23 protein-coding genes are annotated in these 25542 nt (G+C 67.8%); 14 read left to right on the top strand and 9 right to left on the bottom strand.

Features of this window, described 5'->3' with window-relative positions; translation table 11 throughout:
* Positions 1 to 202: 202 nt before the first annotated feature.
* Together FSV73_RS02865 and FSV73_RS02860 are read left to right on the top strand one after the other, a co-directional pair.
* Positions 203 to 1255 (top strand): catalase family peroxidase, encoded by a 1053-nt coding sequence (locus tag FSV73_RS02865; RefSeq protein WP_145003534.1) that lies wholly within the window; start codon positions 203 to 205, stop codon positions 1253 to 1255.
* Positions 1252 to 1788, top strand: a complete 537-nt coding sequence (locus FSV73_RS02860) for a cytochrome b (protein WP_437179251.1) — start codon at positions 1252 to 1254, stop codon at positions 1786 to 1788. The genes FSV73_RS02865 and FSV73_RS02860 overlap by 4 nt, the downstream gene beginning before the upstream one ends.
* Positions 1789 to 1918: 130 nt before the next feature.
* Here the strand turns inward: FSV73_RS02860 and FSV73_RS02855 are convergent, their stop codons facing one another.
* Positions 1919 to 2542, bottom strand: coding sequence for a VOC family protein (locus tag FSV73_RS02855; RefSeq protein WP_145003531.1), 624 nt, complete (start codon positions 2540 to 2542; stop codon positions 1919 to 1921).
* A gap of 447 nt (positions 2543 to 2989) precedes the next feature.
* Here FSV73_RS02855 and FSV73_RS02850 point away from each other — a divergent pair, with 447 nt between their 5' ends.
* Complete coding sequence (locus FSV73_RS02850; protein WP_145003528.1) at positions 2990 to 4312, top strand: M20/M25/M40 family metallo-hydrolase; 1323 nt, start codon at positions 2990 to 2992, stop codon at positions 4310 to 4312.
* 24 nt (positions 4313 to 4336) lie between these two features.
* On the opposite strand, the gene FSV73_RS02845 is transcribed toward FSV73_RS02850, so the two are convergent.
* Positions 4337 to 5461 (bottom strand): MFS transporter, encoded by a 1125-nt coding sequence (locus FSV73_RS02845; protein WP_145003525.1) that lies wholly within the window; start codon positions 5459 to 5461, stop codon positions 4337 to 4339.
* 283 nt (positions 5462 to 5744) lie between these two features.
* On the opposite strand from FSV73_RS02845, the gene FSV73_RS02840 reads away from it, so the two are divergent.
* Both FSV73_RS02840 and FSV73_RS02835 read left to right on the top strand, forming a co-directional pair.
* A complete protein-coding gene (locus FSV73_RS02840) occupies positions 5745 to 6173 on the top strand; it encodes a DUF2231 domain-containing protein (RefSeq protein WP_145003522.1) in 429 nt (142 codons plus the stop codon).
* A complete protein-coding gene (locus FSV73_RS02835) occupies positions 6170 to 7465 on the top strand; it encodes a PQQ-dependent sugar dehydrogenase (protein ID WP_145003520.1) in 1296 nt (431 codons plus the stop codon). The genes FSV73_RS02840 and FSV73_RS02835 overlap by 4 nt, the downstream gene beginning before the upstream one ends.
* 186 nt (positions 7466 to 7651) lie before the next feature.
* Here FSV73_RS02835 and FSV73_RS02830 read toward each other — a convergent pair whose 3' ends face one another.
* From FSV73_RS02830 to FSV73_RS02810, 5 genes are all read right to left on the bottom strand, one after another.
* Positions 7652 to 7960, bottom strand: coding sequence for a cytochrome o ubiquinol oxidase subunit IV (locus FSV73_RS02830; RefSeq protein WP_145003517.1), 309 nt, complete (start codon positions 7958 to 7960; stop codon positions 7652 to 7654).
* On the bottom strand, positions 7957 to 8586 hold the full coding sequence (locus FSV73_RS02825; protein ID WP_145003514.1) for a cytochrome (ubi)quinol oxidase subunit III: 630 nt from the start codon (positions 8584 to 8586) through the stop codon (positions 7957 to 7959). Before FSV73_RS02825 ends, FSV73_RS02830 begins: the two co-directional genes overlap by 4 nt.
* Positions 8583 to 10616 carry a cbb3-type cytochrome c oxidase subunit I gene (locus tag FSV73_RS02820; protein WP_437179257.1) on the bottom strand — a complete coding sequence of 678 codons (2034 nt, stop codon included), beginning with the start codon at positions 10614 to 10616 and terminating at the stop codon, positions 8583 to 8585. The genes FSV73_RS02825 and FSV73_RS02820 overlap by 4 nt, the downstream gene beginning before the upstream one ends.
* A gap of 22 nt (positions 10617 to 10638) precedes the next feature.
* Positions 10639 to 11556: a ubiquinol oxidase subunit II gene (locus FSV73_RS02815; protein ID WP_145003508.1), complete on the bottom strand. Its 918-nt coding sequence runs from the start codon at positions 11554 to 11556 to the stop codon at positions 10639 to 10641.
* A 118-nt stretch (positions 11557 to 11674) separates the two neighbouring features.
* The gene (locus FSV73_RS02810; protein WP_145003506.1) at positions 11675 to 12574 is read right to left on the bottom strand and encodes a LysR family transcriptional regulator; all 900 of its coding nucleotides are present in this window, start codon (positions 12572 to 12574) and stop codon (positions 11675 to 11677) included.
* Between the two features lie 146 nt (positions 12575 to 12720).
* On the opposite strand from FSV73_RS02810, the gene FSV73_RS02805 reads away from it, so the two are divergent.
* The 4 genes from FSV73_RS02805 (at position 12721) to FSV73_RS02790 (ending at position 17925) form a co-directional block, all read left to right on the top strand.
* Positions 12721 to 13800 carry a 4-oxalomesaconate tautomerase gene (locus tag FSV73_RS02805; protein ID WP_145003504.1) on the top strand — a complete coding sequence of 360 codons (1080 nt, stop codon included), beginning with the start codon at positions 12721 to 12723 and terminating at the stop codon, positions 13798 to 13800.
* A 57-nt stretch (positions 13801 to 13857) separates the two neighbouring features.
* Positions 13858 to 15171, top strand: a complete 1314-nt coding sequence (gene dctA, locus FSV73_RS02800; RefSeq protein WP_145003501.1) for a C4-dicarboxylate transporter DctA — start codon at positions 13858 to 13860, stop codon at positions 15169 to 15171.
* A gap of 114 nt (positions 15172 to 15285) precedes the next feature.
* Entirely contained in the window at positions 15286 to 16599 is a 1314-nt protein-coding gene (locus FSV73_RS02795; RefSeq protein WP_145003498.1) for a CitMHS family transporter, read from the top strand.
* Between the two features lie 72 nt (positions 16600 to 16671).
* Positions 16672 to 17925 carry an OprD family porin gene (locus FSV73_RS02790; protein WP_145003495.1) on the top strand — a complete coding sequence of 418 codons (1254 nt, stop codon included), beginning with the start codon at positions 16672 to 16674 and terminating at the stop codon, positions 17923 to 17925.
* Between the two features lie 46 nt (positions 17926 to 17971).
* On the opposite strand, the gene FSV73_RS02785 is transcribed toward FSV73_RS02790, so the two are convergent.
* The gene (locus tag FSV73_RS02785; protein WP_145003492.1) at positions 17972 to 18757 is read right to left on the bottom strand and encodes a substrate-binding domain-containing protein; all 786 of its coding nucleotides are present in this window, start codon (positions 18755 to 18757) and stop codon (positions 17972 to 17974) included.
* A 151-nt stretch (positions 18758 to 18908) separates the two neighbouring features.
* Between FSV73_RS02785 and FSV73_RS02780 the strand changes: the two genes are divergently transcribed.
* From FSV73_RS02780 to FSV73_RS02770, 3 genes are all read left to right on the top strand, one after another.
* A complete protein-coding gene (locus tag FSV73_RS02780) occupies positions 18909 to 19586 on the top strand; it encodes a response regulator transcription factor (RefSeq protein WP_145003489.1) in 678 nt (225 codons plus the stop codon).
* The gene (locus tag FSV73_RS02775) at positions 19564 to 20943 is read left to right on the top strand and encodes a sensor histidine kinase (RefSeq protein ID WP_145003486.1); all 1380 of its coding nucleotides are present in this window, start codon (positions 19564 to 19566) and stop codon (positions 20941 to 20943) included. Before FSV73_RS02780 ends, FSV73_RS02775 begins: the two co-directional genes overlap by 23 nt.
* A 111-nt stretch (positions 20944 to 21054) precedes the next feature.
* Positions 21055 to 22224 carry a D-alanyl-D-alanine carboxypeptidase family protein gene (locus tag FSV73_RS02770; RefSeq protein WP_145003483.1) on the top strand — a complete coding sequence of 390 codons (1170 nt, stop codon included), beginning with the start codon at positions 21055 to 21057 and terminating at the stop codon, positions 22222 to 22224.
* Between the two features lie 24 nt (positions 22225 to 22248).
* Here FSV73_RS02770 and FSV73_RS02765 read toward each other — a convergent pair whose 3' ends face one another.
* Positions 22249 to 23214: an alpha/beta hydrolase gene (locus FSV73_RS02765; protein WP_145003480.1), complete on the bottom strand. Its 966-nt coding sequence runs from the start codon at positions 23212 to 23214 to the stop codon at positions 22249 to 22251.
* Positions 23215 to 23521: 307 nt separating this feature from the next.
* Between FSV73_RS02765 and FSV73_RS02760 the strand changes: the two genes are divergently transcribed.
* Both FSV73_RS02760 and FSV73_RS02755 read left to right on the top strand, forming a co-directional pair.
* Complete coding sequence (locus tag FSV73_RS02760) at positions 23522 to 24514, top strand: helix-turn-helix transcriptional regulator (RefSeq protein ID WP_145003478.1); 993 nt, start codon at positions 23522 to 23524, stop codon at positions 24512 to 24514.
* A gap of 95 nt (positions 24515 to 24609) precedes the next feature.
* A complete protein-coding gene (locus tag FSV73_RS02755) occupies positions 24610 to 25542 on the top strand; it encodes a SphA family protein (protein WP_186309141.1) in 933 nt (310 codons plus the stop codon).

The raw sequence follows: 25542 nt of genomic DNA, 5'->3' as shown, positions 1-25542 counted from the left end.
TGCGGTGGCCGGCCAGCACGGCGTAGCCGAGAGCGTTCCGGCGGGTAGCCAGGGAGTGCCGAGCCCCCGTGCCCGGATCGGGCCGGAGGCATCGGCGTGGAGGCCTCGCTGCCGTCCGTCGCCTTGGCTCGCCATCGCTTAGCGCAATTCACTTCCTTGCTCTAGGGTCTTTCCTATCGGCGCTACGCTCAGGGGAGGCACGATGGCTGGACGGTCCGCTTCATCTCATCTCGGGTCCTGGCTGCTCATCGGTGGCGTCGCGGCGATCGCCGTCGGCGCCTTCGCCTTTACCGCCGGCTGGCTGACACCGGCGCGCCTCACGCCGACCAAGCTGGTGGATACCCTGGCGCCGCCCACCGGGGCGATACCCGGGTTCCGCCGCAACCATGCCAAGGGTATCTGCTTCACGGGCACCTTCGAATCCTCCGGCGCGGCCGCCGGTCTCTCGCGGGCCCAGCTGTTCGCGACCGGGAGCTACCCGGTGGTAGGACGCTTCAACCTGGCGACGCCCAACCCCACGGCGGCCGACCCCAGCGCCCGGGTGCGCGGTCTCAGCCTGAGCGTCACCACGCCGGATGGCCATGAATGGCGCTCGGCGATGATCGACGCGCCCTTTTTTCCGGTCGCCACGCCCCAGGCCTTCTATGCCCTGCTGCAGGCCGGGGCGAACAAGGGCGATCCCGACGCCATGAAGACCTTCATCGCGGCGCATCCCGAGTTCAAGAACTTCGCCGGTTGGGCCGCCACGGCGCCCTGGACCTCTTCCTACGTGCAGGAGCGCTACAACAGCCTCAACAGCTTCGTGCTGGAGAACGCCCAGGGACAGCGCCAGGCGGTACGTTGGTCGTTCCTGCCCACGGCCCCGGTGCAGGCTCTCTCGGCAGACGAACTCAAGGCCAAGGGCGCCGATTTCCTGGCTGCCGACGTGACCCAGCGCGTGACCGCGGCCCCCCAGCGCTGGACGCTGCAACTGACGCTGGCCAATGCCGGCGATCCAACGGCCGACCCGAGCAAGGCCTGGCCGGAAGACCGGCGCAAGGTCGAGGCCGGCACTTTGGTGGTCCAGGCCATCGAGGCCGAGCCCGACGGGCCCTGCCGCGACCTCAACTTCGACCCCACCGTACTGCCGCCCGGCCTGCAGGTTTCCGACGATCCCTTCCCGGCGGCACGTTCCGCGGCCTACTCGGTGTCCTTCAATCGCCGTACCGCCGAGGCCGACGCCTATCCGCGCACGGCTGCCCAGGAGGCCAGATGATGAATGGATCCCCTACGCACTTCACGCCGTTGCAGCGCGGCCTGCACTGGCTGATGGCCCTGGCCATCCTGTCGATGCTGTTCATCGGCGTGGGCATGGTCTCCACGGTGACCCCCCGCTATCTGACCCTAGTCTCCATCCACAAGCCGCTGGGCCTGTTCATCCTCGTCCTCGGCCTGGTTCGCCTGGCGGTACGCCTGCGCTACGGGGCCCCGCCGCTGCCCGCCAGCATGCCCGAGCCCATGAAGCTGGCCGCCAAGGCCTCTCACTGGGTGTTCTATGCACTGATGATCATGTTGCCGCTGATCGGCTGGGGCATGCTCTCCGCCGCCGCTTACCCGGTGGTCGTCCTCGGCGTTCCGCTACCGGCCATCCTGCCCCCCAGCGACGGCTTGCATGCGGCTCTCTGGGCAGCCCACAAGACCCTGGCGCTGAGCTTCTTCGCCCTCATCGTCATCCATGTGGCCGCCGCCCTGATGCATGCGCTGATCCGCAAGGACGGGGTGTTCGAGGCGATGGCGGGACGTCGCTAGGCCGTCCCACCATGATGGCCGGGATCTTTCCAATGCGCGCCCGTCGCAAGGCGCCGCGCGACTAGCTTCTCGAACGGCTCGCGGCGCATGCCCGCGGTGGATCGCTGGTGAGGAGAGCGCAGTCCTGCCGTCAGAGGGTCTTGCAACCTGCCGCCGTCTCGATGGCGGCCGATAAACCGCATCTCTCGCCGGGCAGCACCGTTAGCGGTCCGGAAAAGCCAATGGTCGCCAGGTGCCGCCTGACCAGCGCGGGATCGGGATGGGTGATCGCCAGGCGCTGCAAGGTGCAGCCCAGATCGTCCAGCCGTTGCGCGGGATGGGTGGCGTCGCCCCAATCGATCAGGCTGGGGATCGTGCCTTCCAGGGGTAGGTGGCCGTCAGGCCGTATCGAGATCCGCCAGGCGAGCGTGCCTCGGCTCATCGACTCGATGGCGCCGAACACCCCGGTCAGGCCTACGTCCGCGTCATCCAGTCCCGACGTCCGCGCCACCCAGTGGGCCAGGTGGGGAAGGGTATCCGGGCTTAGGGTGTCCAGGCCGAACCAGCGCGGCCTGCTCGGCGCGGGAGCGTCCGGGTCCGGGGCGATGACCTCCAGATAGCTGGCGCCCAGGCGCAGCAACAGATTATGGGTGCCCATGCGCGGGTGCTTACCGCCTGCCTGCAGCTTCACTCCGAGTTTCCGCTCGACGAACGCCGCGCCGGCGGCGAGCGACGGCGCCACCACCACCAAATGGTCCAGGCTGGAAAGCCTCATGGGTGCATCTCCCGCCAAGCGCTGTTCGCCGTCTTGCTGCCTCCTTGCCAGCCTAACACCTTTGTTTTCGATCGAGCTGCAGGCAGCGATGACCTGCCGCTGTCAGTCGAGGGCGAGGATGCACCTTGGTTGCCGCCTTCGCGGACGCACCGGTGATCGCCAACCGCCTCGGATTGGCGGGGGCCACGGGGCAGGCGCCCGCTCGCCGGAAAGGCTGTGACCGGTGCGCGGCGCTGGCCGGCGTCCCTGCGACTGCCGGACGACCCGGACCTCGCCGTAGTGCCAGGGCAGGCCTTCGCCCCTGGCTGGCCTCGCCGACGTCCGCGCCACATCCCGTTACAGCCTGATTTTTGACGCCTTACCCACTCCCGCCTAGCGTCAAGAGGTTGCGCATTCGTCTGACGATTGCGCGCTACCGGAATACCACCTAGGCAATGGGAGTGTCAGATGTCTTTTGCTCGTTCGTCTTTGGCCAATCGCTTGTCCGCTATCCTGCTCGCTACTACGGCGGCCACCCTGGCATTGCCGCTGGCTGCCGCGCCGACCGTCGAGGGCGCGCTGGCCGCCGTCCAGGGCGATGCCCGGGTGGCCAAGGCCCTGGAGGCGCTGCGCGCCGATGATGGCCGCACCTTCGAGGAGCAGAAGCACATCGCCCAGATCCCGGCGCCGCCGTTCAAGGAGCAGGTGCGGGCGGAGTATTACCTCAAGCGCTTCCAGGAGCTGGGTCTGAAAGACGCCAGCATCGCCCCGGAAGGCTATGTGATCGCCACCCGCAAGGGCAGCGGCCAGGGGCCGCAGTTGGTGGTGTCGGCGCACCTGGACACGGTGTTTCCCGAGGGCACCGACCTGACCCTCAAGGAAAAGGAGGGCAAGACCTTCGGCCCGGGCATCGGCGATGACGCCCGGGGCCTGGCAGCGCTGCTGTCGGTGATCGATGCCCTCAACAAGAGCGGTCTCGAGACGGTGGGCGACCTGGTCTTCGTCGGTACCGTGGGCGAGGAGGAACTGGGCAACCTGCGCGGGGTGAAGGCGCTGTTCAAGGATCGCCAGGGGATCGATGGTTTCATCTCGGTGGATGGCATCGACGTGCGGCGGATCGTCAACCGGGGGACCGGCAGCCACAGATACGAGATCACCTTCAAGGGCCCGGGTGGCCACAGCTTCGGCGAATTCGGTCGGCCCAGCGCCATCCATGCCATGGGTCGGGCCATCGCCAAGATCGCCGAGGTGCGACCGCCCAAGGAGCCCAAGACTACCTTCACGGTAGGCACCGTGCAGGGCGGCACCTCGGTCAATGCCATCGCCGCCGAGGCGCGCCTGACCCTGGACATGAGATCCAATGAAGAGGCTGCGCTGTTGGCGGAGGAAAAGGAAATCCTGGCGCTGGTGCAGGACGCGGTGAAGGAAGAAAACCAGCGTTGGGCGACCGACCAGATCTCCGTCGAGGTCAAGCTGATCGGGGATCGCCCGGCCGGTGGCACTCCGGAGGATTCGCCCCTGGTACGGACGGCGCAGCGCGCCATCGCCGCGGTCACCGGTGGGGCCAAGGCCACCCTCAGCGGCGGCAGTACCGACTCCAATACCGCCATGTCCCTCGGGGTGCCGGCCATGACCATCAGCGGTGGCGGGGAGGGCGGCAGCGCCCATTCCCTGGCGGAGTGGTACCAGCCGGTCAATGCCTATCAGGGGCCCCAGAACGTCCTGTTGACCAGCCTGACCCTGGTCGGGGTCAAGGGTGTCAGCGAGCCGGTACTGGCGATCAAGCGCTAGCCTGGGCGCGCGCCGAGCCGGTCGTCAGGCCGGCGACCGCGCGACCTGCCAGCAGGCCAGGGCGCTGGCGAGCACGGCGAAGCCGGCCAGCGGATAGACCCAGGCCGGGGACAGCACCGGCAGCAACACGCCGGCCAGTAGCGGGCCCAGACCCGCACCCACGTCGCGCCAGATGGCGTTGGCGGCCAGGGCCTGCACCCGCGCCTGGCCGGGATGCTGCGCCGCCACCAGGGTCACCACCAGGGGCAGCTGCAGCGCCCGCAGGATCAGCACGCCGCCGGCGCCCAGCACCAGCCAGTGCCAGCCGAACGCGCTCAGGGCCAGGGCGGTGAGGGCGGAGAAGGTCACCAGCATGGTCGCGGCGCCGTAGCGGTCGGCGGCCCAGCCGCCCAATGGACTCAGGCTCATCTCCGAGGCGTAGCGCAGGGCCATCAGCAGTCCGGCGATCAGCACCGCGTTGCCGCCGAGGGCGGCCTGGGCGAACATCGACAGGCCGAAGATGAACAGGCCATCCAGGGCGACGCCTTCGATGAAGGACCAGACGGCGATCCGGTCGGGCCACTGGAAGCGCCGACCCGTGCCAGGCAGTTGATGCGGCTGCGCCGGCAGGCGGCTGGCGACCGCCAGGCCCACCAGGCAGAGGCCGGCGAGCAGCAGGAAGATCAGTCGCGGTCCGAAATGCAGGGTGACCCAGGCGCCGAGGGGCAGGGCGAGCATGGGACCGATGGCGATCAGCGCGCGCGAGGTGCCCGAGCGGCGGGCGGCGCCGCCGGCCTCGGCGGTGGCCAGCACCTGGGTCGAGAGGTTGAAGACCGCGAAACACAGCCCCCAGGCCAGCCGCAGCAGGATCAGCAGCCAGAAGCCGGAGAGGGTGGCGTTGCCCAGGGCGCACAAGGCCGCCACCCCGGCGGCGAGCATCAGGCTGTGGCGATCGCCGAAACGGGCATAGGCGTGCACCACGTAGCGATAGCCGAAGATCCGCACCAGGCGATTGGCCGCGAGCAGCACCCCGGCCTCGGTCAGGCTGATACCGAAGGCCTCGGCATTCATCGGCAGGATGAGATAGAGCAGGACGTCGCTGGGCAGGCACAGCGCGAGCACGATCGCGGCCTGCCGAGAGGCGCGGTCGACGGGGCGGTTGCTGGCCATGGGCGGTCCGTCCTGAAATAAAACTGACTTTTTATCACGGGCGCTAGGTCGAGCGGAAACGGGCGCTCGACCGCCGCCGGTCGTGGAAGGCAGCGGGGAAGCTGCCTTCCGGCCAGGAACCGCGTGCTAGCGCGGGCCAGCCGCCGTGAGACTTTTGCAAGAGGTGTCAGGCGGGCGAAACGGCTGAACTAACCGCGCGCCGGCACAATCCTTTTCAGTGCACCGTCCCCGTCGCCGCGGCCGTCGAACACGCGCGGCGCTTCGTCTTGAAAAGGAGTCGTCAGTGACCGTAGCTGCCCACCGTCCCTATCCCGTCCGGCCTGGCGCGTTGCACGCGCTGCTGTTGGCGGGTTCCGTCCCCCTGTTCATCGGCGGCCTGCTCAGCGATATCGCCTATTACCAGACCCAGCAGATCCAGTGGGCCAACTTCGCGGCCTGGCTGATCGCCGGGGCGCTGTTGCTGTCCGGGCTGGCCCTGCTGTTCGCCCTGGGCAATCTCTTCGGCGCCCGTTTCCGCGGCCGGCGCCCGGCGGCCTATTTCCTGTTGCTGCTGCTGGCCTGGGCGCTGGGGTTGGTGAATGCCTTCGAACACGCCAAGGACGCCTGGGCGGTGATGCCCGCCGGGCTGATCCTGTCGGTGGTCGTCTCGGTGCTGAGCCTAGTGGCTGCCTGGATTGGTCTCTCCAACCTGCGTTCGGAGGTGGTTCGATGAGCACTCCAAGAGCCTTGAGCGTCCTGGGCCTGGCCGTGCTGTTGGCCGCCTGCGGCAACGAGGGCGGCGCCGACACCCAGGCACGGGGCCCGGATCCCAAGCTGCCGGAACCTCAGCGTGGCCTGCTGCCGAGCATGAAGATCGCCGAGCCGGCCCCTTGGGGGGATCGCGTGCCTACCGTGCCCCAAGGCTACAAGATCAGCGCCATCGCTACCGACCTGCGCATTCCGCGGCAGCTGCTGGTACTGCCCAATGGCGACATCCTGGTGGCCGAGGGCCGCGGCGGCAACGCGCCCAAGCTCAAGCCCAAGGATGTGATCGCCGGCTACATCAAGGCCCAGGGCAACACCCAGGTGAAGGGCGGCAACCGCCTGACCCTGCTGCGCGACGCCGATGGCGACGGCACCTACGAACTCAAGACGGTGTTCGCCGAGAATCTCAACGCGCCCTACGGCCTGGCCTTCGCCAATGGCCGCATCTACGTGGCCAACCAGGACGCCCTGGTCAGCTTCCCCTACCAGGACGGCCAGACCCAGGCCAGTGGCGCGCCCACCACGCTGGTGGACCTGCCCGCGGCGATCAACCACCACTGGACCAAATCCCTCGCGGTGAGCGCCGATGGCCGCTACCTCTATGTCGGTATCGGCTCCAACAGCAACGTCGGCGAGCGGGGCATGGACGTCGAGGTGGACCGGGCGGTGATCTGGCAGATCGATGCCCAGAGCGGCGCCCACAAGAACTACGCCACCGGGGTGCGCAATCCCACCGCCCTGGCCATGCAGCCCGACAGCGGCCAGCTCTGGGCGGTGGCCAACGAGCGCGACGAGATCGGCCCCGACCTGGTGCCGGACTACTTGACCTCCATCCGCGAGGGTGGCTTCTATGGCTGGCCCTACAGCTACTGGGGGCAGAACGTCGACACCCGCGCCCAGCCGCAGGATCCGGCCAAGGTGGCGGCGGCCATCAAGCCGGACTACAGCCTGGGTTCCCACGTCGCCGCCCTGGGCCTGAGCTTCTCCACCGCCGCGGTGGGCGGGCAGTTCGGCGATGGCGTCTTCGTCGGCGAGCACGGCAGCTGGAACCGTGACAAGCCGGTGGGCTACCGGGTGGTCTTCGTGCCCTTCCAGCAGGGCCGTCCGGCCGGCGAGCCCATCGACTTCGCTACCGGGTTCTACGGCGACGACGGCAAGACCCGCGGCCGACCGGTCGGGGTGGCGGTGGATCAGCGCGGTGGCGTCCTCATCGCCGACGACCTGGCCAATACCGTCTGGCGGGTGACGCGCACCCAGTAAGAACCTGTTCACGATCTGCTGCGCGTCGGCCAAACGGCGTTGAAAATGCCTTCGGAATGCTCATTTACCACTCGTAAACTCCGCTTCCTCAGGCATTTTCGCCTTGTTTGTCTCTAGCTCGCGAGATCGTGAGCAGGTTCTAAGGTGCAATAGATCGGCATGCCGTGCAGTCTGGCGGCAAGCCGATTAATGCATGCGGTGATGCAGATCCCCCAGCACCACCAGGCTACCTACCACCATCAGCACCAAAATCAGGCTGGTGAACAGCAGTAGATAGAGGTCGTGGCGGTGCGAGCGGCCCAGGCTGACGTGCAGGAAGCAACGGAGGTGCACCAGGATCTGCAGCAGGCCCAGGCCGAAGATGACGCCGAGCGTCGTTCCGCGTGGCCAGGTCGGAAACTGGACCAGGGCGATGGGGATCAGGCTCAGCGTCACGGCCAGTGCCAGGCCGATCACATAGCTCGCCAGGTCCCGACGATAGTCATCGCGCTTCATGGCAGCAGCCCCTGTAGGTAGACCACCGACAGGATGGCCACCCAGACGATATCGAGAAAATGCCAGAACAGGCCCAGGCGCATCAGCCGGGTCTTCACCGGCGTGTCCAGGCCGAATACCCGTAGCTGCACCAGCATCACCACCAGCCACAGGCAACCGCTGGCGACATGCACCCCGTGCATGCCCACCAGGGCGAAGAAGGCCGAGAGGAAGGCGCTGCGCTGGGGCAGGGCGCCCTTGTCCGCCATGCCGATGAAGTCGTGCAGCTCCAGGCCGAGAAAGACCAGGCCCAGCGCCAGGGTCACCAGCAGCCAGGTCACCAGGGGCCGCAGGCGGCCCTGGTGGTACTTCATCGCCAGCGAGGCCAGGCCATAGGTGAAGCTGCTCGCCAGCAGCACCAGGGTCTGGACGCTGACACTGCCGAGCTCGAAAACATCCCGGGCGAGCGGGCCCCCGGCGGTGGCGTGCTGCAGCGTCGCGTAGATCGCGAACAGCAGCGCGAACACCAGGGCGTCGCTCATCAGGAAGATCCAGAAGCCGAACAGCGAGTACTCGGCCTCGGCGTGGGTGGCGTGATCGGTGGCACCGACGTTGAGGCCGGCGTGGTTCAGATCGCGCGGACTCATGGCCCCATCTCCGCCAGGCCCCGATTGCCCGGGCGGGTCTCCTCGTCGCGATTGACCGCCCGCGTCGCGGCGACCCGCTCCAGCCAGGCCTCGTGTTCGCGGCGGATGTCCGCCGCCGAGATCAGCCGCTCGGTATCGCGCTGAAAGCTGCGGGCGATAACCGCGCCCCAGGCCACCCCCAGGCCGAGCACGGCCAGCCAGCCGATATGCCAGACCAGGCCGAAGGCGCAGGCGAAGCCCGCCGCGCCGACGAGGGCCGGCACGGCGCTGTTCTTCGGCAGGACGATGTCGGCATAGGTGCGCGGCCGGTCGTAGGCCAGGCCCTGTTCCTTGAGCCAGGTGAAGGGATCGCGGTCGTTGATCGGCAGCGGCACGGCGAAGTTGTACTCCGGCGGCGGCGCGGCCACGGCCCACTCCAGGGTACGGCCATTCCAGGGATCGCCCACCGGTACCCTAGCACTGTCGCGGCGGCGGATGCTCACCACCAGCTGGATCACCAGGCTGGCCAGGGCGGCGAGCAGGACCACCGCGCCCAGCTCGGCCACCCACAGCAGCGGGGCGAAGTCGGGATTGTGGATGGCCTGGCTGCGCCGTGGCAGGCTGGAAGCGCCCAGCACGTACAGCGGCATGAAGGCGAGGATGAAGCCCAGGCCGAAATTCAGCGCGGCGATGCGCCCCCAGCGCTCGTCGAGGCGGAAGCCGAAGGCTTTGGGAAACCAGAAGTGGTAGCCGGCCAGCATGCCGAACAGCATTCCCGGGATCAGCATGTTGTGGAAATGGGCGACCAGGTAGACGGTGTTGTGCACCTGGTAGTCCACCGGCGGGGTGGCCAGGGTGATGCCGGTGAGGCCGCCGATGACGAACAGCATGATGAACATCACCGCGTAGATCAGCGGCGTCGTCAGGCGGATGCGGCCACGGAACATGGTCGCCATCCAGTCGTAGATCTTCACCCCGGTGGGGATGCCGATGAGCATGGTGGCGATGCCGAACACGGCGTTGATCTTCGGCGACTGACCCATGGTAAAGAAGTGGTGCAGCCAGACGGTGAAGGACAGCACGGCGATCACGAGGGTGGCCCAGACCAGCGAGTGATAGCCGTAGAGTCGCTTGGTGGAAAAGGTCGAGAAGACCTCGGAGAACACCCCGAAGGCCGGCAGGATGAGGATGTACACCTCCGGGTGGCCGAACAGCCAGAACAGATTGATGTAGTTCATCAGGTTGCCGCCCTGGGTGTTGGTGAAGAAGTGGAAGTCCAGGTAGCGGTCCAGGGCCAGCAGCAGGGTGGCGACGGTCAGCGGCGGCATGGCGAAGATCATCAGGATGCTGGTGCACAGCGCCGTCCAGCTGAACAGCGACATCTGGAACAGGCGCATGCCCGGTGCGCGTTCCTTGTAGAGGGTGACGGCGAAGTTGAGGCCGGTGAGGGTGCTGCCGATAGAGCTCAGGGTCAGCGCCCAGATCCAGTAGTCCGGGCCGACGCCGGGCTGGTATTCAACGCCGGTATAGGGCGGATAGCCGCTCCAGCCACCGGTGGAGAAGCGGCCCAGCACCAGGGAGACCATCACCAGCGCGGCGCCCGCCACGGTCAGCCAGAGGCTGATGGCATTGAGCAGCGGAAAGCGCACGTCGCGGGCGCCGATCTGCAGTGGCATGGCGAAGTTGATCAGCCCGGTGAGGAAGGGCATGGCGACGAAGAACACCATGATGGTGCCGTGGGTGCTGAACAACTGGCCGAAGTGCTCCGGTGGCAGGTAGCCCGGCGCATCGATGGCCAGGGCCTGCTGGGTGCGCATCATCACCCCTTCCACCACGCCGCGGCTGAACATCACCAGGGCCAGCACCACATACATGATGCCGATACGCTTGTGGTCCAGGCTGGTGAACCATTCCTGCCAGAGGTAGCGCCACTTGCCGAGCCAGGTGATGGCACCAGCGGCGGCCAGCGCGCCGAGGATAACCACGCTGGCCCCGCAGGTGGCGACCAGGCTGTAGAAGGGCAGGGCGTCATAGCCCAGGCGGCCGAACAGCAGGTGCCAGAGGGCCGAGGAGTCAGTCATGGGCGGCTCCCAGGAAGGTGTCGCAGGCGGGCACCGGGTCCTGGCGATAGCGCGCCAGCACCCAGGCGAAGAGGGCGGGTTGGGTCAGGCGCAGCTCGGCGGCCTGCTCCAGGGTGCCGGGGCGGGCCAGCACCTGGTAATGGGCGCAGTCCAGGGCCTCGCGGGTCTGGCTGACGGCCTGGGTCCAGGTGTCGAAGTCTTTCGCATCCAGTACCCGGATCGGAAAATGCTGATCCTGGAAGCCCTCGCCGCTGTACTGGGCGTTACGGCCCTCGAACTGGCCGGGCGCCGGAATCTGCAGGAAGCGCTGGGTCTGCATGCCGGCCATGGCGTAGATCTGGCCACCCAGGCGTGGCAGCAGCAGCGACTGCATCACGGTGTCACTGGTAAGCCTGAGCTGCACCGGGCGCCCGGCGGGCAACACCAGCTCGTTGACGCTGGCAATGCCTAGCTCGGGGTAGAGAAACAGCCACTTCCAGTCCAGGCCGATCACCTGGACTTCCAGGGGTGCCTCGCTGGGTGTCGGCGAGCGATAGGGGTCGAGGCTGTGGGTGCGGGTCCAGACCAGCACCGCCAGGGCAACCACCACCAGCGCCGGTACACCCCAGGCGAAGAGGTCCAGCAGCCAGGAGAATTCCCAGCGCGGCCGGTAGGCGGCGCGGTCATTGCCGTGGCGGTAGCGCCAGACGATCAGTGGGGTGAGCAGGAGCACCGGCAGCACCACGATCAGCGCCAGGCCGACGATCCACAGCAGCAGGTCGCGTTCGCCCGCGGCAGCGAGGCCCGCCGGGGCGAGAAAGCCATGCTGTAGCGGCGAGCAACCGCTCAGCAGCAGGAGCAGCGGCGCCAGGCACCCCGAGCGGAAGGCGCGGCGGCTGCCGGGTAAGGGCGAGAGGCTCGCAAGGGACATGGCGATCGGACCGTAACCAGTTGTTGCAGCCAACAGACCGTCCGATCGGGCGTGGCGTTCACTGGATACTGGCGCTTGGCCGCCCGGGATCAGGGTACGGTGGCGGCAGGAGCCCAGCCTAGGGCTGTTCGGTCTGCCACTGGCCCAGCAACATAGCGACGAATTTTTCCGCGGCGGGCGATAGCGAGGCCCCCCGCCGGGACACCAGGCCCAGGGTGCGGGTCACCTCCGGCTCGGTGAGCGGCACACTGACCAGGGTGGGGTGATCGGCATCCGGCATGGCCAGGCTGGGCATCGCCGAGACCCCCAGGCCGGCTTCCACCATGCCCAGGGAGGTGGACAGGTGCTGCACCTCGTAGAACCACTTGGGGCGGATGCCGCGGGCGGAGAGGGCATGGTCGAGCAGCACCCGGTTACCGCTCAGGCGACCGACGCCGATCAGCCGATGCTCGACCAGCTCGGCCCAACTGACCGAGCCGCGCTCGGCCAGAGCGTGGTCACGACGGCAGGCCAGCACGAACTGCTCCTGCACCAGGGGCACGAACTCGATGTCCGGGTGCTGGCCGCTGAGCATGTTGATGCCGAAGTCGGCCTCGCCGCGCAGCACCGCTTCCAGGCCGTCGTTGGCGCTGAGGTCGAGCAGGCGGATGCGGATCTTGGGGTAGTGCTCGTTGTACTGGCGGATCACCGAGGGCAGGAAGTAGAAGGCGGCCGTAGGAATGCAGGCCAGAGTGACCTGGCCGGTCTGGCGCTCGGCCAGTTCGCGGATGCTGAGGATGGAGTCCTCGAAATCGTCCAACAGCCGGCGCGCCTTGGGCAGGAAATCCCGCCCCACGCTGGTGAGACCGACCCGACGAGTGGTGCGTTCGAGCAGCGGCGTGCCGAGGCCGTCTTCCAGTTTCTTGATGCGGCGACTGAGGGCGGGCTGGGACAGGTGCAGCGCATCGGCAGCCTCGTGGAAGCTGCCTAGTTCGGCGATTTTCACGAAAGATCGGATGTCTTGCAGCTCGTAATCCATGAAACGCCTCGGCGGGGATGGGTCGGGAATTGATTATCCAGATGGAATAATGGTGACGATATTTGCATTGGATAGATTTATTCAAGGCTGCCAATCTTGTTCCTAGAACATCAATAACCGCTATTGATCAACAAGAGTCAGCAGTCATGCAACGTATTCCGTGCGTTCTCATGCGGGGCGGCACCTCCAAGGGCCCCTTCTTCCATGCCAGCGACCTGCCCAGTGATCCCGTCCAGCGCGACGAGATGCTGATCGACCTGATGGGTGCCGGCCACGAGCTGGAAATCGACGGTATCGGCGGCGGCAGCCCCCAGACCAGCAAGGTCGCCATCATCAGCCCGTCCAGCCATCCCGCTGCCGACGTGGACTACCTGTTCGTCCAGGTGATGGTCGCCGAGCGTCGCGTCGACACCGCGCCCAACTGCGGCAACATGCTCTGCGCCGTCGGTCCTTTCGCGGTGGAGCAGGGGCTGGTCGAGGCGCGCGAGGGCAAGACCCTGGTGCGCATTCGCAACCTCAACACCAACAGCTTCGTCGACTCCCTGGTGCATACCCCCGGTGGCCAGGTGCGATACGAAGGCGACACCGCCATCGACGGTGTGCCCGGCACCGCCGCCCCGGTGCAGCTGACCTTTCTCGACGCCGTCGGCAGCAAGACCGGCCAGCTGTTTCCCACCGGCCAGGCCACCGATGTCTTCGACGGCGTGCCGGTGACCTGCATCGACATGGCCATGCCGATGATGATCGTCGACGCCCGCCACCTGGGCATGACCGGCAGCGAGCGGCCGGCCGACCTCGACGCCAACGCGGCCCTGCTGGCCCGGCTGGAACGGCTGCGCCTGCAGGCCGGTCGGGCCATGGGCCTGGGCGACGTCAGCGGCAAGGTGATTCCCAAGCCGGTGCTGGTCTCCCCGCCGCAGCAGGGCGGCACCCTGCAGGTGCGCTACTTCATGCCGCACAGTTGCCACCGCGCCCTGGCCATCACCGGCTCCATCGGCCTGGCCACCGCCTGCGTCACCCCGGGCACCGTGGTGATGGCCCTGCTGGGCGAGGCGGCGGGCGGCCTGACCGATGTCCGGCTGGAGCATCCCAGCGGCGGGATCGACGTCGTGCTGTCGCGCGGCGGCGCCGAGGGCACTACCATCCAGGCCTCGGTCGTCCGGACCGCACGCCGGCTATTCTCCGGTCATGTCTATGCGCCCACCGCGCGCAGGCTTGCCGGCTAACGCAATACCCCCCACCCACCAGCGCATCCGCACAACTTCAATAAACGGTGATGCCTCATGAAACTTGCCAAATCGCTGTACTTCCAGATCCTCTGCGCCGTGGTGCTCGGGGTGTTGGTCGGTCATTTCTGGGCACAACAGGCGGTGGCGCTCAAGCCGCTGGGTGACGCCTTCATCAAGCTGATCAAGATGATGATCGCCCCGGTGGTGTTCTGCACCATCGTCACCGGCATCGCCGGCATGACCGACAAGAGCAGCCTGGGTCGGCTGATGGGCAAGACGCTGCTGCTGTTCCTGGTGCTCACCGTGCTCAGCCTGTTCATCGGCCTCGGCGCGGTCTGCCTGTTCCAGCCCGGCGCGGGCATGAACATCGATCCTGCGACCCTGAGCACCGCCGGCATCGCCCAGTACACTGCCTCGGCGGCCAAGCTCAGCGTGGTCGACTTCTTCCTGCACATCATCCCGGACACCTTCATGGGGGCGTTCAACAAGGGCGAGGTGCTGCCGGTACTGTTCATCGCCGTGCTCTGCGGCTTCGCCCTGTCCGCCATGGGCGAGCGTGGCCAGCCGGTACTGAACGTGCTGGAGTCGGCGTCGCAGATGGTCTTCCGCATCTTCGGCTACCTGATGCGCTTCGCCCCGGTCGGTGCCTTCGGCGCCCTGGCCTTCACCGTGGGCCAGTACGGCATCACCTCGCTGGGCTCGCTGGCCAAGCTGATCATGACGCTGTACATCGCCTGCGCCTTCTTCGTCTTCGTGGTGCTGGGCGCCCTGTGCCGCGCGCGGGGCTTCAGCCTGTGGCAGCTGTTGCGCTACTTCCGCGAGGAATTCCTGGTGGTGCTGGGCACCTCGTCCACCGAGCCCGTGCTGCCACGCATGCTGCAGAAGCTCGAGGCCCTGGGTTGCAAGAAGGGCGTGGTCGGACTGGTGCTGCCCACCGGCTACTCCTTCAACCTGGACGGCACCGCCATCTACCTGTCGCTGGCGGCCATCTTCATCGCCCAGGCCTGCAACATCGACCTCTCCGTGGGCCAGACCCTGACCATGCTGGCGATCATGCTGCTGTCCTCCAAGGGTGCGGCGGGCGTCACCGGCAGCGGCTTCGTCGCCCTGGCCTCGACCCTCACCGTGATCCACGACATCCCCCTGGCGGGCCTTGCGCTACTCATCGGCATCGATCGCTTCATGTCCGAAGCCCGCGCCCTGACCAGCCTGGCCAGCAACGCCGTGGCCACCGTGGTGATCTCGCTGTCCGAAGGTGCCTGCGACCGGGAGCAGCTGCTGCGCACCCTGGCCAGCGGCAAGGCCGAACCCTTGCCGGTCCCGGATGCCGCCCACTGGACCACGCCGGACGTGCGTCCCCACGCCTGATCGCTTCACCCTGATCACCCCTTACCACCCACCTCCGCGCCGTCAGCTGGCCGGAGGAGGGGATCGGCTGGTCCGTGGTTGGCCAGGCACACAACAAGAACAAGGGATATGCCCATGCTCGCACTCCTCGGTTTGATCATGGTGGTGACCTTCACCTACCTGATCATGAGCAAACGCCTGTCGCCCATCGTGGCGCTCACCGTGGTACCCATCGTCTTCGCCCTCATCGGGGGCTTCGCGCCGACCACCGGCAAGATGATGCTCGACGGCCTGAAGATGGTGGCGCCCTCGGCAGCCCTGCTGCTGTTCGCCATCCTGTTCTTCGGGCTGATGATCGACGCCGGCCTGTTCGATCCGCTGATCCGCAAGATCCTCAAGCGGGTCAACGGCGATCCGGTGAAGATCGCCATCGGCACGGCGCTGCTCTCGCTGCTGGTCGCTCTGGACGGCGACGGCACCACCACCTACATGATCACCTGCGCCGCCATGCTGCCGCTGTACAAGCGCATCGGCATGAATCCCATGGTGCTGGCGACCGTCTCCATGCTCTCGCTGAGCATCATGAGCGGCATGAGCCCCTGGGGCGGCCCGGCCACCCGGGCCATCGCCGCCCTTGGCCTGGACGCCACCGCCTACTTCATCCCCATGCTGCCCACGGTGATCGGCGGAGGCGCCTGGGTGGTGTTCACCGCCTTCCTGCTCGGCCGCCGCGAGCGCGCCCGCATCGGCAACGTCAGCCTGGAAAGTGGCGGGGCCGGCGGTGGCAAGTGCTACATCGAGGAGATCCTCGGCAATTCGCCGACCAAGCGGCCGCGCCTGGCCTACGTCAACCTGGTGCTGGTCATCGCCGTGATGACCGCCCTGGTCATGGGTGTGATGCACGCCGCCATCCTGTTCATGATCGGCTTCGTGCTGGCGCTGATGATCAACTACCCGCAGCTGGAGCTGCAGAAGGAGCGCATCCTGGCGCATTCCGGCAACGCCATGACGGTGGTGCTGCTGGTGTTCGCCGCCGGCATCTTCGCCGGCATCTTCTCCGGCACCAAGATGGTCGATGCCCTGGCGCAGACCCTGGTCGACTGGATCCCGCCGTCCTGGGGGCACTGGTTCCCGCTGGTGGTGGCCATCACCAGCATGCCGCTGACCTTCGTGCTGTCCAACGATGCCTACTACTTCGGCGTGGTGCCGATCCTGGCCAACGCCGCGGCGGCCTATGGCATCGACCCGGTGGAGATCGCCCGTGCCTCGGTGCTCGGCCAGCCGGTGCACCTGATGAGTCCGCTGGTGGCGTCCACGCTGCTGCTGGTGGGCATGGTCGACCGCGACATCGGTGACTTCCAGAAGGCCACCGTCAAATGGGCCGTCCTAACCTCCCTGGTCATCACCGCCATCGCCCTGCTGACCGGCGCCATCTCCTTCTTCGTCTGACGCAACGGACGGGTACGCCGGGGCGTGCCCGTCCGCCGGTCCTGCCTTCCTACAACAACAAGAGACGCCTACATGTCCCGACTCTTCACCAGAGGCGCGGGTTGCGCCGCCCTGTGCGCCTGCCTGCCCGGCGCCGATGCCGCCGGCTTCCTCGAAGACAGCAGGCTCAAGCTGCAACTGCGCAACGTCTACTTCAACGAGAACTTCCGCGACGAGCAGGGCCTCAGCGCGCGTGCCGCCGCCACGGCCAAGAGCGAGCGCACCGAATGGGCCCAGGGCTTCCTGCTGGATTACCGCTCGGGCTTCACCCAGGGCACCGTCGGTTTCGGCCTGGACGCCCTCGGGTTGCTCGGGCTGCGCCTGGATTCCGGGCCCGGCCGCAGCGGCACCGGCCTGCTCCCGGTGCATGGCGATGGCCGGGCAGCGGAAGAGGCCAGTTCCCTCGGCGCCACGGCCAAGGTACGCCTGGGCAAGACGGTGGTCCGGCACGGCACCTTGCTGCCGAAGATGCCGGTGCTGGTCTACAACGACGCCCGCCTGCTGCCCCAGACCTACCAGGGCACCCAGTTCACCAGCACGGACATCGAGGGCCTGAGCCTGACCCTGGGGCGGCTGCACAGCTTCAAGTTGCGCGATTCCACCGACAGCAGGGGCCTGTTCGCCGACGGTTACAACGGCGGTCGGTCAGGCGACTTCAGCTACGCCGGGGCGGACTACCAGGCCAGCCAGACCCTGCGCCTCAGCTACTTCCATGGCGAATTGAACGACTTCTATCGCCAGGACTTCGCCGGCATCCAGCACGACCTGCCGCTGGCGGGTGGCGTGCTGACCAGCGACCTCCGCTATTTCAAGAGTCGCGACACGGGAGCGGCTCATTCCGGAACGATCGACAACGACATGCTCAGCGGCCAGCTGACCTACGCCCATAGCGGCCACACGCTCGGTGCGGGGCTGCAACGGCTGAACGGCGAGGCCGGCTTGCCCTACATCAGCGGCGCCACCGTCTATTCCTTCAGCAACGTCGGCATCGGCAAATTCATCGAGGAAGACGAGCAGAGCTGGCTGGTCAGCTACGCCTACGACTTCAAGGCGGTGGGGCTGCCCGGCCTGACCTTCATGACGCGCTACATCAGTGGCGACAACGGCCGCTCCGGCAATGAAGGAGTGCACGAGTGGGAGCGGGACGTGGAGCTGGCCTACGTGGTGCCCAAGGGCCCGCTCAAGGGCTTCGGGGCCAAGCTGCGCAACTATGTCTATCGAGCGGACTTCGCCCGCGGGCGGGACAGCAACCGGCTGTATCTGACCTACGACCTGGCGCTGTGGTAGCGCCAGGCGAGGCGGGGCGTCGCCGCGGTGGCGACCCCCGTTCGACTCACTGCGCGGGGATGGGCTTGAGGCCGCTGTCCTCGATGGCCTTGGCCGCGTCCTTGGAGGCCAGGTACTTGAGCAGCGCGCGGGCCGCATCGGGATGCTGGCTGTGGGTGACCACGGCACCGGAGTAGAGGGTCATCTTCTGCGCCTGGTCGGGGATCAGGCCGACGATGTCGATGCCCTGCACCGGCTTGAGTTCGCTCAGTTGCTGGAAGCCCAGCTGGGCATCGCCGCGGGCGACCACGCCGCCGACCGGCTCGGCCGGGATCATGCGGGCCTTGGCGGTGAAGGCATCACCCAATTGCATGCGCGGAAAGAGCACGCGCGACAGGTAGACGCCGCTGGCGCTGTCGGAGTAGGCGACCGACTGGGCATTCTCCAGGGTCTTCTTGAAGGCGTCCATGGTGGAAATATCCGGCTTGGGCGCGCCCTGGCGTACCGCCATGGCGATGAAGGATTGCCCTAGGTCGACGCGACTGTCCTTCAGCGCCTGGCCATCGGCGACCAGCTTGTCCAGCGCCGAGCCCACCATCAGCACCACGTCGGCCGGCTCCTTGCGCGCCAGGCGATTGGGAATGGCCTGGGGCGTATCGCCCATCGAAGGCGCGGCGGCGATCTCCAGCTTGACGCCGGTGGCTTTCTCGTAGCCCGGCGCGACTTCGCGGATGGCACCCATGATACCGCCCGAACTCAGGATGGTGAGGGTGGTGGGTTGCGCGGCCAGCAGCGGGGTACTGGAGGCCAGCAGCAGGGCGCCCAGGGCGAGGGAGGGCAGACGTTGGAACATGGCAGCTACTCTTGGTGGAAAAGACCGATGATAGACCTCGCACGCGCAGCCGATGCGTGAGGGCGGATGAAAAATAATTTAGTTTACCGGCCCCGTCGATTTCCCTAGGGTGTGCGGTCCGCCAGACCGGGGTGGCCAGAGGGAGGCAACCATGACCCAGGCTTTGGTCATCGAAGACGACGAGGTGACCGCCCATGCCATCGCCAGTGAATTGCAGGCGCAGCACTACCAGGTCCGCTGGGAGCGTACCGGGCGCGAAGGCCTGGCCGCCGCCATCGCCGGCGGCCACGACATCATCACCCTCGACCGGATGCTGCCGGATTTCGATGGCCTGACCATCGTCAGCACCCTGCGCGGCCTCGGCATCGCTACCCCGGTGCTCATGCTCAGCGCCCTGTCCGACGTGGACGAGCGGGTGAGGGGCCTCAGATGCGGCGGGGACGACTACCTGACCAAGCCGTTCTCCCTGGTGGAGATGGTGGCGCGCCTGGAGGCCCTGCTGCGCCGCCCGTTGGCCCAGGCCGCCAGCCACCAGCTGCGGGTCGGCGAGCTGACCCTGGACCTGATCGAGAACACCCTGACCCGTGCCGGGGAGGCCATCGCCCTGCTGCCCACCGAGTTCAAGATCCTCACCTACCTGATGCGCAACGCCGGTCAGCTGGTGACCCGCACCATGCTGTTCGAGCAGGTCTGGGGCTATCACTTCGATCCGGGGACCAACATCATCGACGTGCACATGGGGCGGCTGAGACGCAAGATCGAAAGGGTCGGGCGGCCGCTGGTGCATACCGTGCGTGGGGCCGGCTATGTCCTCGTCGTCCCGGCCTAGGACCCGGCACTGGCGCTCGGGCAGCAGCCGCCTGCTGGCCCTCTATGCGCTGTTCTTCGTCGCCTGGGGCGCGGTCTTGACCGGGGTGCTCTACTGGCAGATCTCCGGCTACCTGGGCGCGGTGGCGGAGCGCACCCTGCTGCAGCGCGCCCACTATTATCGCAAGGTCGCCGATGCCGACCTGTCGGCCGAACTGCAGGCCAGCGAGAGCTATTCCATTCCCGGTATCGACGCCTACGGCCTGTTCGAGGCCGATGGCCGCTACTTGGCCGGCAACCTGGTCAAGCTCTTGCGCAGCCTGCCCGAGGATGGCCAGGTGCATTACCTGCGCCGCGGCCTCAAGACCGCCGACGCCCTGGAAGAGACCCGCAGCAGCCATGCCATCCTGCAGCGCCGGCCGGACGGACGCCTGCTGGTGCTGGCGCGGGACGGCGGCTCCATCTCGGCGGTGGGCGGCATCATCGGCCAGGCACTGTTCTGGGGGCTGTCGCTGACCCTGATCCCGGGGCTGATCGGCTGGCATCTGCTGCGGCGGCGGCCGCTGCGCCGGGTGGAGCGGTTGCAGGACAGCCTGGAACTCATCGTCGCCGGTCATCTGGAAGAGCGGTTGCCGCTGTCGCCGCGCCATGACGAGGTGGACATGCTCGCCGATGCGGTCAACACCACCCTGGACCAGCTGGAGCGCTCGATGCACGAGGTGAAGGGCGTCTGCGATGGCATCGCCCACGACCTGCGCACCCCCCTGACCCGCTTGCGCGCGCGCCTGCACCAGCTCGCGCAGCGGCCGCTGGCGGCGCCCCAGGCCGAGCACCTCGACGAGGCCCTGGCCGAGACCGAGGCCATCATGTCGCGCTTCCAGGGGCTGCTGCGCCTCTCCGAGCTGGAGGACACCCGTCGACGTATGGCCTTCGCGCCGCTGGATCTCGTCGCGCTGCTGCGTCAGGCCCATGAATTCTACGAACCCATGGCCCAGGAGAAGGGCCAGACCCTCGAGCTGGATCTGGACACCGACCTGCCGGCCGTACAAGGCGACGCGTCTTTGCTGTTCGAGGCGCTGGTCAACCTGCTGGACAACGCCGTCAAGTTCGCCCCGCGGGGTGGCCGGGTCCGGTTGGTGGCAAGGTGCGTTGGCGCCGGCGTGCGCATCGAGGTGAGCGACGATGGCCCCGGCATTCCCGAGGCCGAGCGGGAGAGCGTGCTGCGCCGCCTCTATCGCGGCGATGCCAGTCGCCAGCAGCCCGGCTATGGCCTGGGGCTGTCGCTGGTGGCCGCCATCGTGCGCTTGCACGGCTTCAGCCTGGGCATCACCGCGGCCGAACCGACTGGGGCGCGTGTGGTGATCAGCTGCGTGGATTGATCCTGCGCCCCGCGCCGGCTTCCTAAATTTTTCTTCATTTTCCTTCATTTGCGCGGCCTGCGGGCCTTGCCTAGGGTGGCGGCCCCTGCTGCTGAACCGGACCCGCCGCTCGTGAAACGCCTCTCGCTATGCCAGGGCCTCGCCGCCCTTTGCCTCGCCTGGCTCGGCCAGGTGGACGCCGCGCCCACGGCGGACGCCCTGATTCCCTCGCCACCGCAGCTGTCCGCCAAGGCCTGGGTGGTGATGGATGCCAGCACCGGTCAGGTGATCGCCGAGCAGGATTCCCATGCGCACCTGCCGCCGGCCAGCCTGACCAAGCTGATGACCGTCTACGTGGCGACCCGGGACATCCAGGCCGGTCGCCTCAAGGCGGACGATCAGGTCACCGTCAGCGAGCATGCCTGGCGCACCGAAGGCTCGCGGATGTTCCTCGATCCGCGCAGCCACGTCGCGATCCACGACCTGCTGCAGGGCATCGTCATCGACTCGGGCAACGATGCCAGCGTGGCCCTGGCCGAGCACATCGCCGGCAGCGAGGAAAGCTTCGCCAGCCTGATGAACGCCACGGCCCAGCGCCTGGGGCTCAACGACAGTCACTTCATGAATCCCACCGGACTGCCCGATCCCGCGCACTTTTCCTCGCCCTACGACATGGCGCTGCTGGCCCGCGCCATCATCCAGGACGAATCGGCCTACTACGAGCTCTATGCCAAGCAGTACTTCACCTGGAACGGCATCCGCCAGCCCAATCGCAACCTGCTGCTCTGGCGCGACCACACCGTGGATGGGCTGAAGACCGGCCATACCGACGCAGCCGGCTACTGCATGGTGACCTCGGCGCAGCGCGACGGGCGCCGGCTGATCACCGCGGTATTCGGTTCCAATTCAATGAACAACCGCGCCGCCGATACCCAGAAGTTGCTGACCTACGGCTTTCGCTTCTTCGAGAACCTGACCTTCGACCAAGCCGGTGTCGCCCTGAGCACCCCGCCGCTCTGGGAAGGTCAGGCGGCGACCCTGCCGGTGGGGGTGAGCCAGGACGTGGTCCTGACCCGACCCAAGGGCCAGCACCAACCGCAACAGCGCCTGGTGCTCGACGCGCCGCTGGTGGCGCCCATCGCCAAGGGCGCCACGGTAGGGCGCCTGGACATCGTCGACGGCGACCGGGTGCTGCAGACCCGGCCGCTGGTGGCCCTGGCCGACGCCGAGCAGGGCGGCTGGTGGTCACGCTGGCCGCAGCACCTCTACCGGCTGGTGCTGCACTGGCTGGGGCGCCTCTAGCCAGGTCCGCAGGCGCCCGCAGGGTCAGGCGCCGGGGCTGAGGTGCGCGCGCAGGAAGGCGTTGGTGCGCTCCAGGGTCCAGCGGACGACGGGCAGCACGCCGAGCATCTCGATGAAGCCATGGATCATGCCCGGCAGCTCGTGGAACTCCACCGCGTTGCCGGCCTTGATCAGCGCCTGGGCGTAGAGGCGGGCGTCGTCGCGCAGGGCATCGCATTCGGCGCCGAAGATCAGCGCCGGCGGCAGGTCGGCGTGAGAGGGCGCATGCAGCGGTGATACCCGCGGGTCCCGGGTATCCGCGTCCTTGAGGTACATGCCGGAGAAGTAGTCCATCAGTGGCCGGGTCAGTGGCGGGACCCCGGCATTCTCGACCCGCGACGGGTGGTTCCAGGCCTCGGGGGTGTTGTCGACCCCGGGGTAGATCAGCACCTGGGCCTTGAGCCCGAGCCGACCGCCGCGCAGGTGCAGCGCGGCCATGGCCGCGAGGCCACCCCCGGCGCTGTCGCCGGCCACGGCGACCCTCTGGGTGTCCAGGTTGAAGGTCGCGCCGGCCTCGGCCAGCCAGTGCAGGGCAGCCAGCACGTCGTCGGGGCTGGCCGGTGCCGGGTGCTCGGGGGCCAGGGCGTAGTGTACGGCGAGCACCGCGCAACCGGTGCCGAGGGCGATCTGGCGGCACAGCGAGTCGTGGCTGTCGAGGTCGCCGATCACCCAGCCACCGCCATGCAGATAGACCACCACCGGGGTCGCCGTGCCGTCCTCGGCCTGGGAGCGGTACAGGCGCAGGGGAATGGGGCCCAGCGGGCCGGGCGCCGCGAGCTCCTGGATACGGGCCATGGGGGCGGGTGGCAGGCCGAGGGCGCGGGTCATCTGTACATAGGCGGCCCGCGCCTGTTGCGGCGTCAGGCTTTCGATCGGCGGTTGGGGTTGCGCGGCCAAGTGCGCCAACAGACCGGCGACCTGGGGGTCGAGGCGCGCGAAGACATCGTGCATGGGAGTTTCTCCTGGGGATTCGGGACGGCGTTATGGACGCCGGTTCGCCGCCAGCCTCGCCGGAGGCCAGCCGGGCGGTCTATCGGTCAGATGAACGATGGCGCTCCGGGCTTGGACCTCGGGCCGCCCTGCGCGGTTGCGCCCGGAGAATGCCGCAGCAGAGCGCGGTGGGCCCTGGGGGCGGGTGAGTCACTATCCTGCATCTGAACGATAGCCGCGTGGCGCCGCTGCGGTAGACTCGGACCCTAGCCAGGCCCCGGTCGGGGGTCGGCACCCTACCCAAGACAATCAAAACAATGGGGGTAGCATGGCCCAGCCAGTCGCCGTTTCCAGCGCTGTACCCGCCGAGGTGGTCGCCCGCTTCAGCGAGGTCGTCCTGGCCTTGCAGTCCCGGCTGCGGGGCGGGGCCATCACCGAATTCCATGCCCAGGCCCTGGCGCAGCTGCAGCGCCTGGTCGCCTTCGACAAGGCCTGGTGGGGCAACTCCACCTGGCGCGATGGCCTGCCGGTGGCGCACAGCGCCTTCCTGCTGGGGCTACCCAGCAGCTACCCCCAGGAGTGGGATGCGCTCAAGGCCGATGACCACGAGCTCGGTGAGCTGCACCAGGTGCCGGGCCGCTGCCAGGTGTTCGCCTGTCATGCGCAGCAGGCCGCGCCTAAGCTGGCGGCCCTGGGTCGACGGCATCGGCTGGCGCAGGGCCTGCGCATCGTCCTGACCGACGACCAGACCCGCCTCGGCGTCCATCTGACGCTGTTCCGGCAAGACCCCGCCACCCCCTTCACCGCGCTCGAATGCCAGCTGGTCGAATGGCTGATGCCGCACCTGCTGCACGCCGAGCGCGAGAGTTGCCTGCGCACCCTGGCGACCTTGCGGGATAGCCAGGGCAGCTTCGACGAACTGGCCCTGGCGGTCTGCGACCGTTACGGCGTGCTGCTGTCCATGGAGCCGGGCTTCGCCGCCTTGCTGGCGGGAGAGTGGCAAGGCTGGGAGGGTCACCGGCTGCCCGCCGGCTGTGACCCCCAGGCCACCTACCAGGGCCGTACCCTGCAGCTCGACGCCCAGCCATTGGGCGATCTGCTGCTGCTCAAGGCGCGCCGGCGCAGCTCGGCGGACCGCCTCAGTGCCCGCGAGCTGGAGGTGGCCCAGTGTTTCGCCCTGGGCCAGACCTACAAGGAGGTCGCCCGCAACCTGGGCATGGCGCCTGCCACGGTGCGTCATCACCTGAGGCGCATCTACGAGAAGCTCGGCGTCAATCGCAAGGCGCAGATCGCGCAACGGGTCGCGGCCACGCCCGACTGATTCCACCCCCTATCTGACCCTCTCGCCAAGACCGGGCGCTCCGTGCGCCCGGTGAGGCCTCGCACGCTCGCTCGAAAGCTCCAAGGAGTCTGACCATGTCGCGTTCGCCTGCCATTCCGCTCCTCGCCACCCTGCTGTCGCTGGCGGCCCTGGGCACCACCGCCCAGGCCACCGAGAACGGCATGCCGACCACCGCCGCCGGGGTGCAGGACTTCGGTGCGGGCTTCATGCCGCCGTCGACTCCGTTCGGCACGGTCGGCATGCGCTTCAGCGACTACCAGGCGCGGGTGATCAAGGACAGCCACGGGCGCGACGACGGCAACGACTTCAACATCAACGTCCTGGCCATCGGCCTGGCCTATCTGCGGATGACCGACCAGCAGCTGTTCGGTGCGCGCTATGGCTTCGGCGCCGTGTCGGTGTTCTTTCGCATGGATGCCGACCTGGGCATCAATGCCGGCGGGCAGCGGGTGTTCAGTGACAGCGCCCAGCTGTTCCGCCCGGCGGACCTGCAGCTGATCCCGCTGATCCTCGACTGGCGCCCGGCGCCCGGGGTGGGCATCAACACCCAGCTGTCGATCCAGGCGCCCACCGGCGACTACGACAAGAACCGTCTGGTCAGCCCCGGGACCAACCATTGGACGGTCTCGCCGATCCTCAACGCCAGCTACATCAGCCCGAGCGGGCTGGAGCTGTCGTCCAGCATCCAGGTCGACATCAATGCGCGCAACCCGGCGACCGACTACCGCAGCGGCGTGGAGTATCGCCACGAGTTCGCCGTCGGCCAGCATGTCGGCCCCTGGACGGCAGGCCTGGGCGGCTACTACTACCGCCAGCTCAGCGACGACGACGCGCCCGGCCTGACCCGCGGCAACCGCGCCCGGACCCTGGCGCTGGGCCCGGCGATCAGCTACTTCGAGCCCAGCTCGGGGTTGCCGGCCATCTGGCTGCACGCCTACAAGGAAGTGGAGACGCGCAACCGGGCGGAAGGCTATACCGTGGCGCTGAAGATCGGCGTCAGCTTCTAG

The sequence above is a fragment of the Pseudomonas oryzihabitans genome (assembly GCF_007665395.1).
Lineage (GTDB): Bacteria > Pseudomonadota > Gammaproteobacteria > Pseudomonadales > Pseudomonadaceae > Chryseomonas > Chryseomonas psychrotolerans_C.
This window is presented reverse-complemented; position numbering and strand designations above follow the sequence as displayed.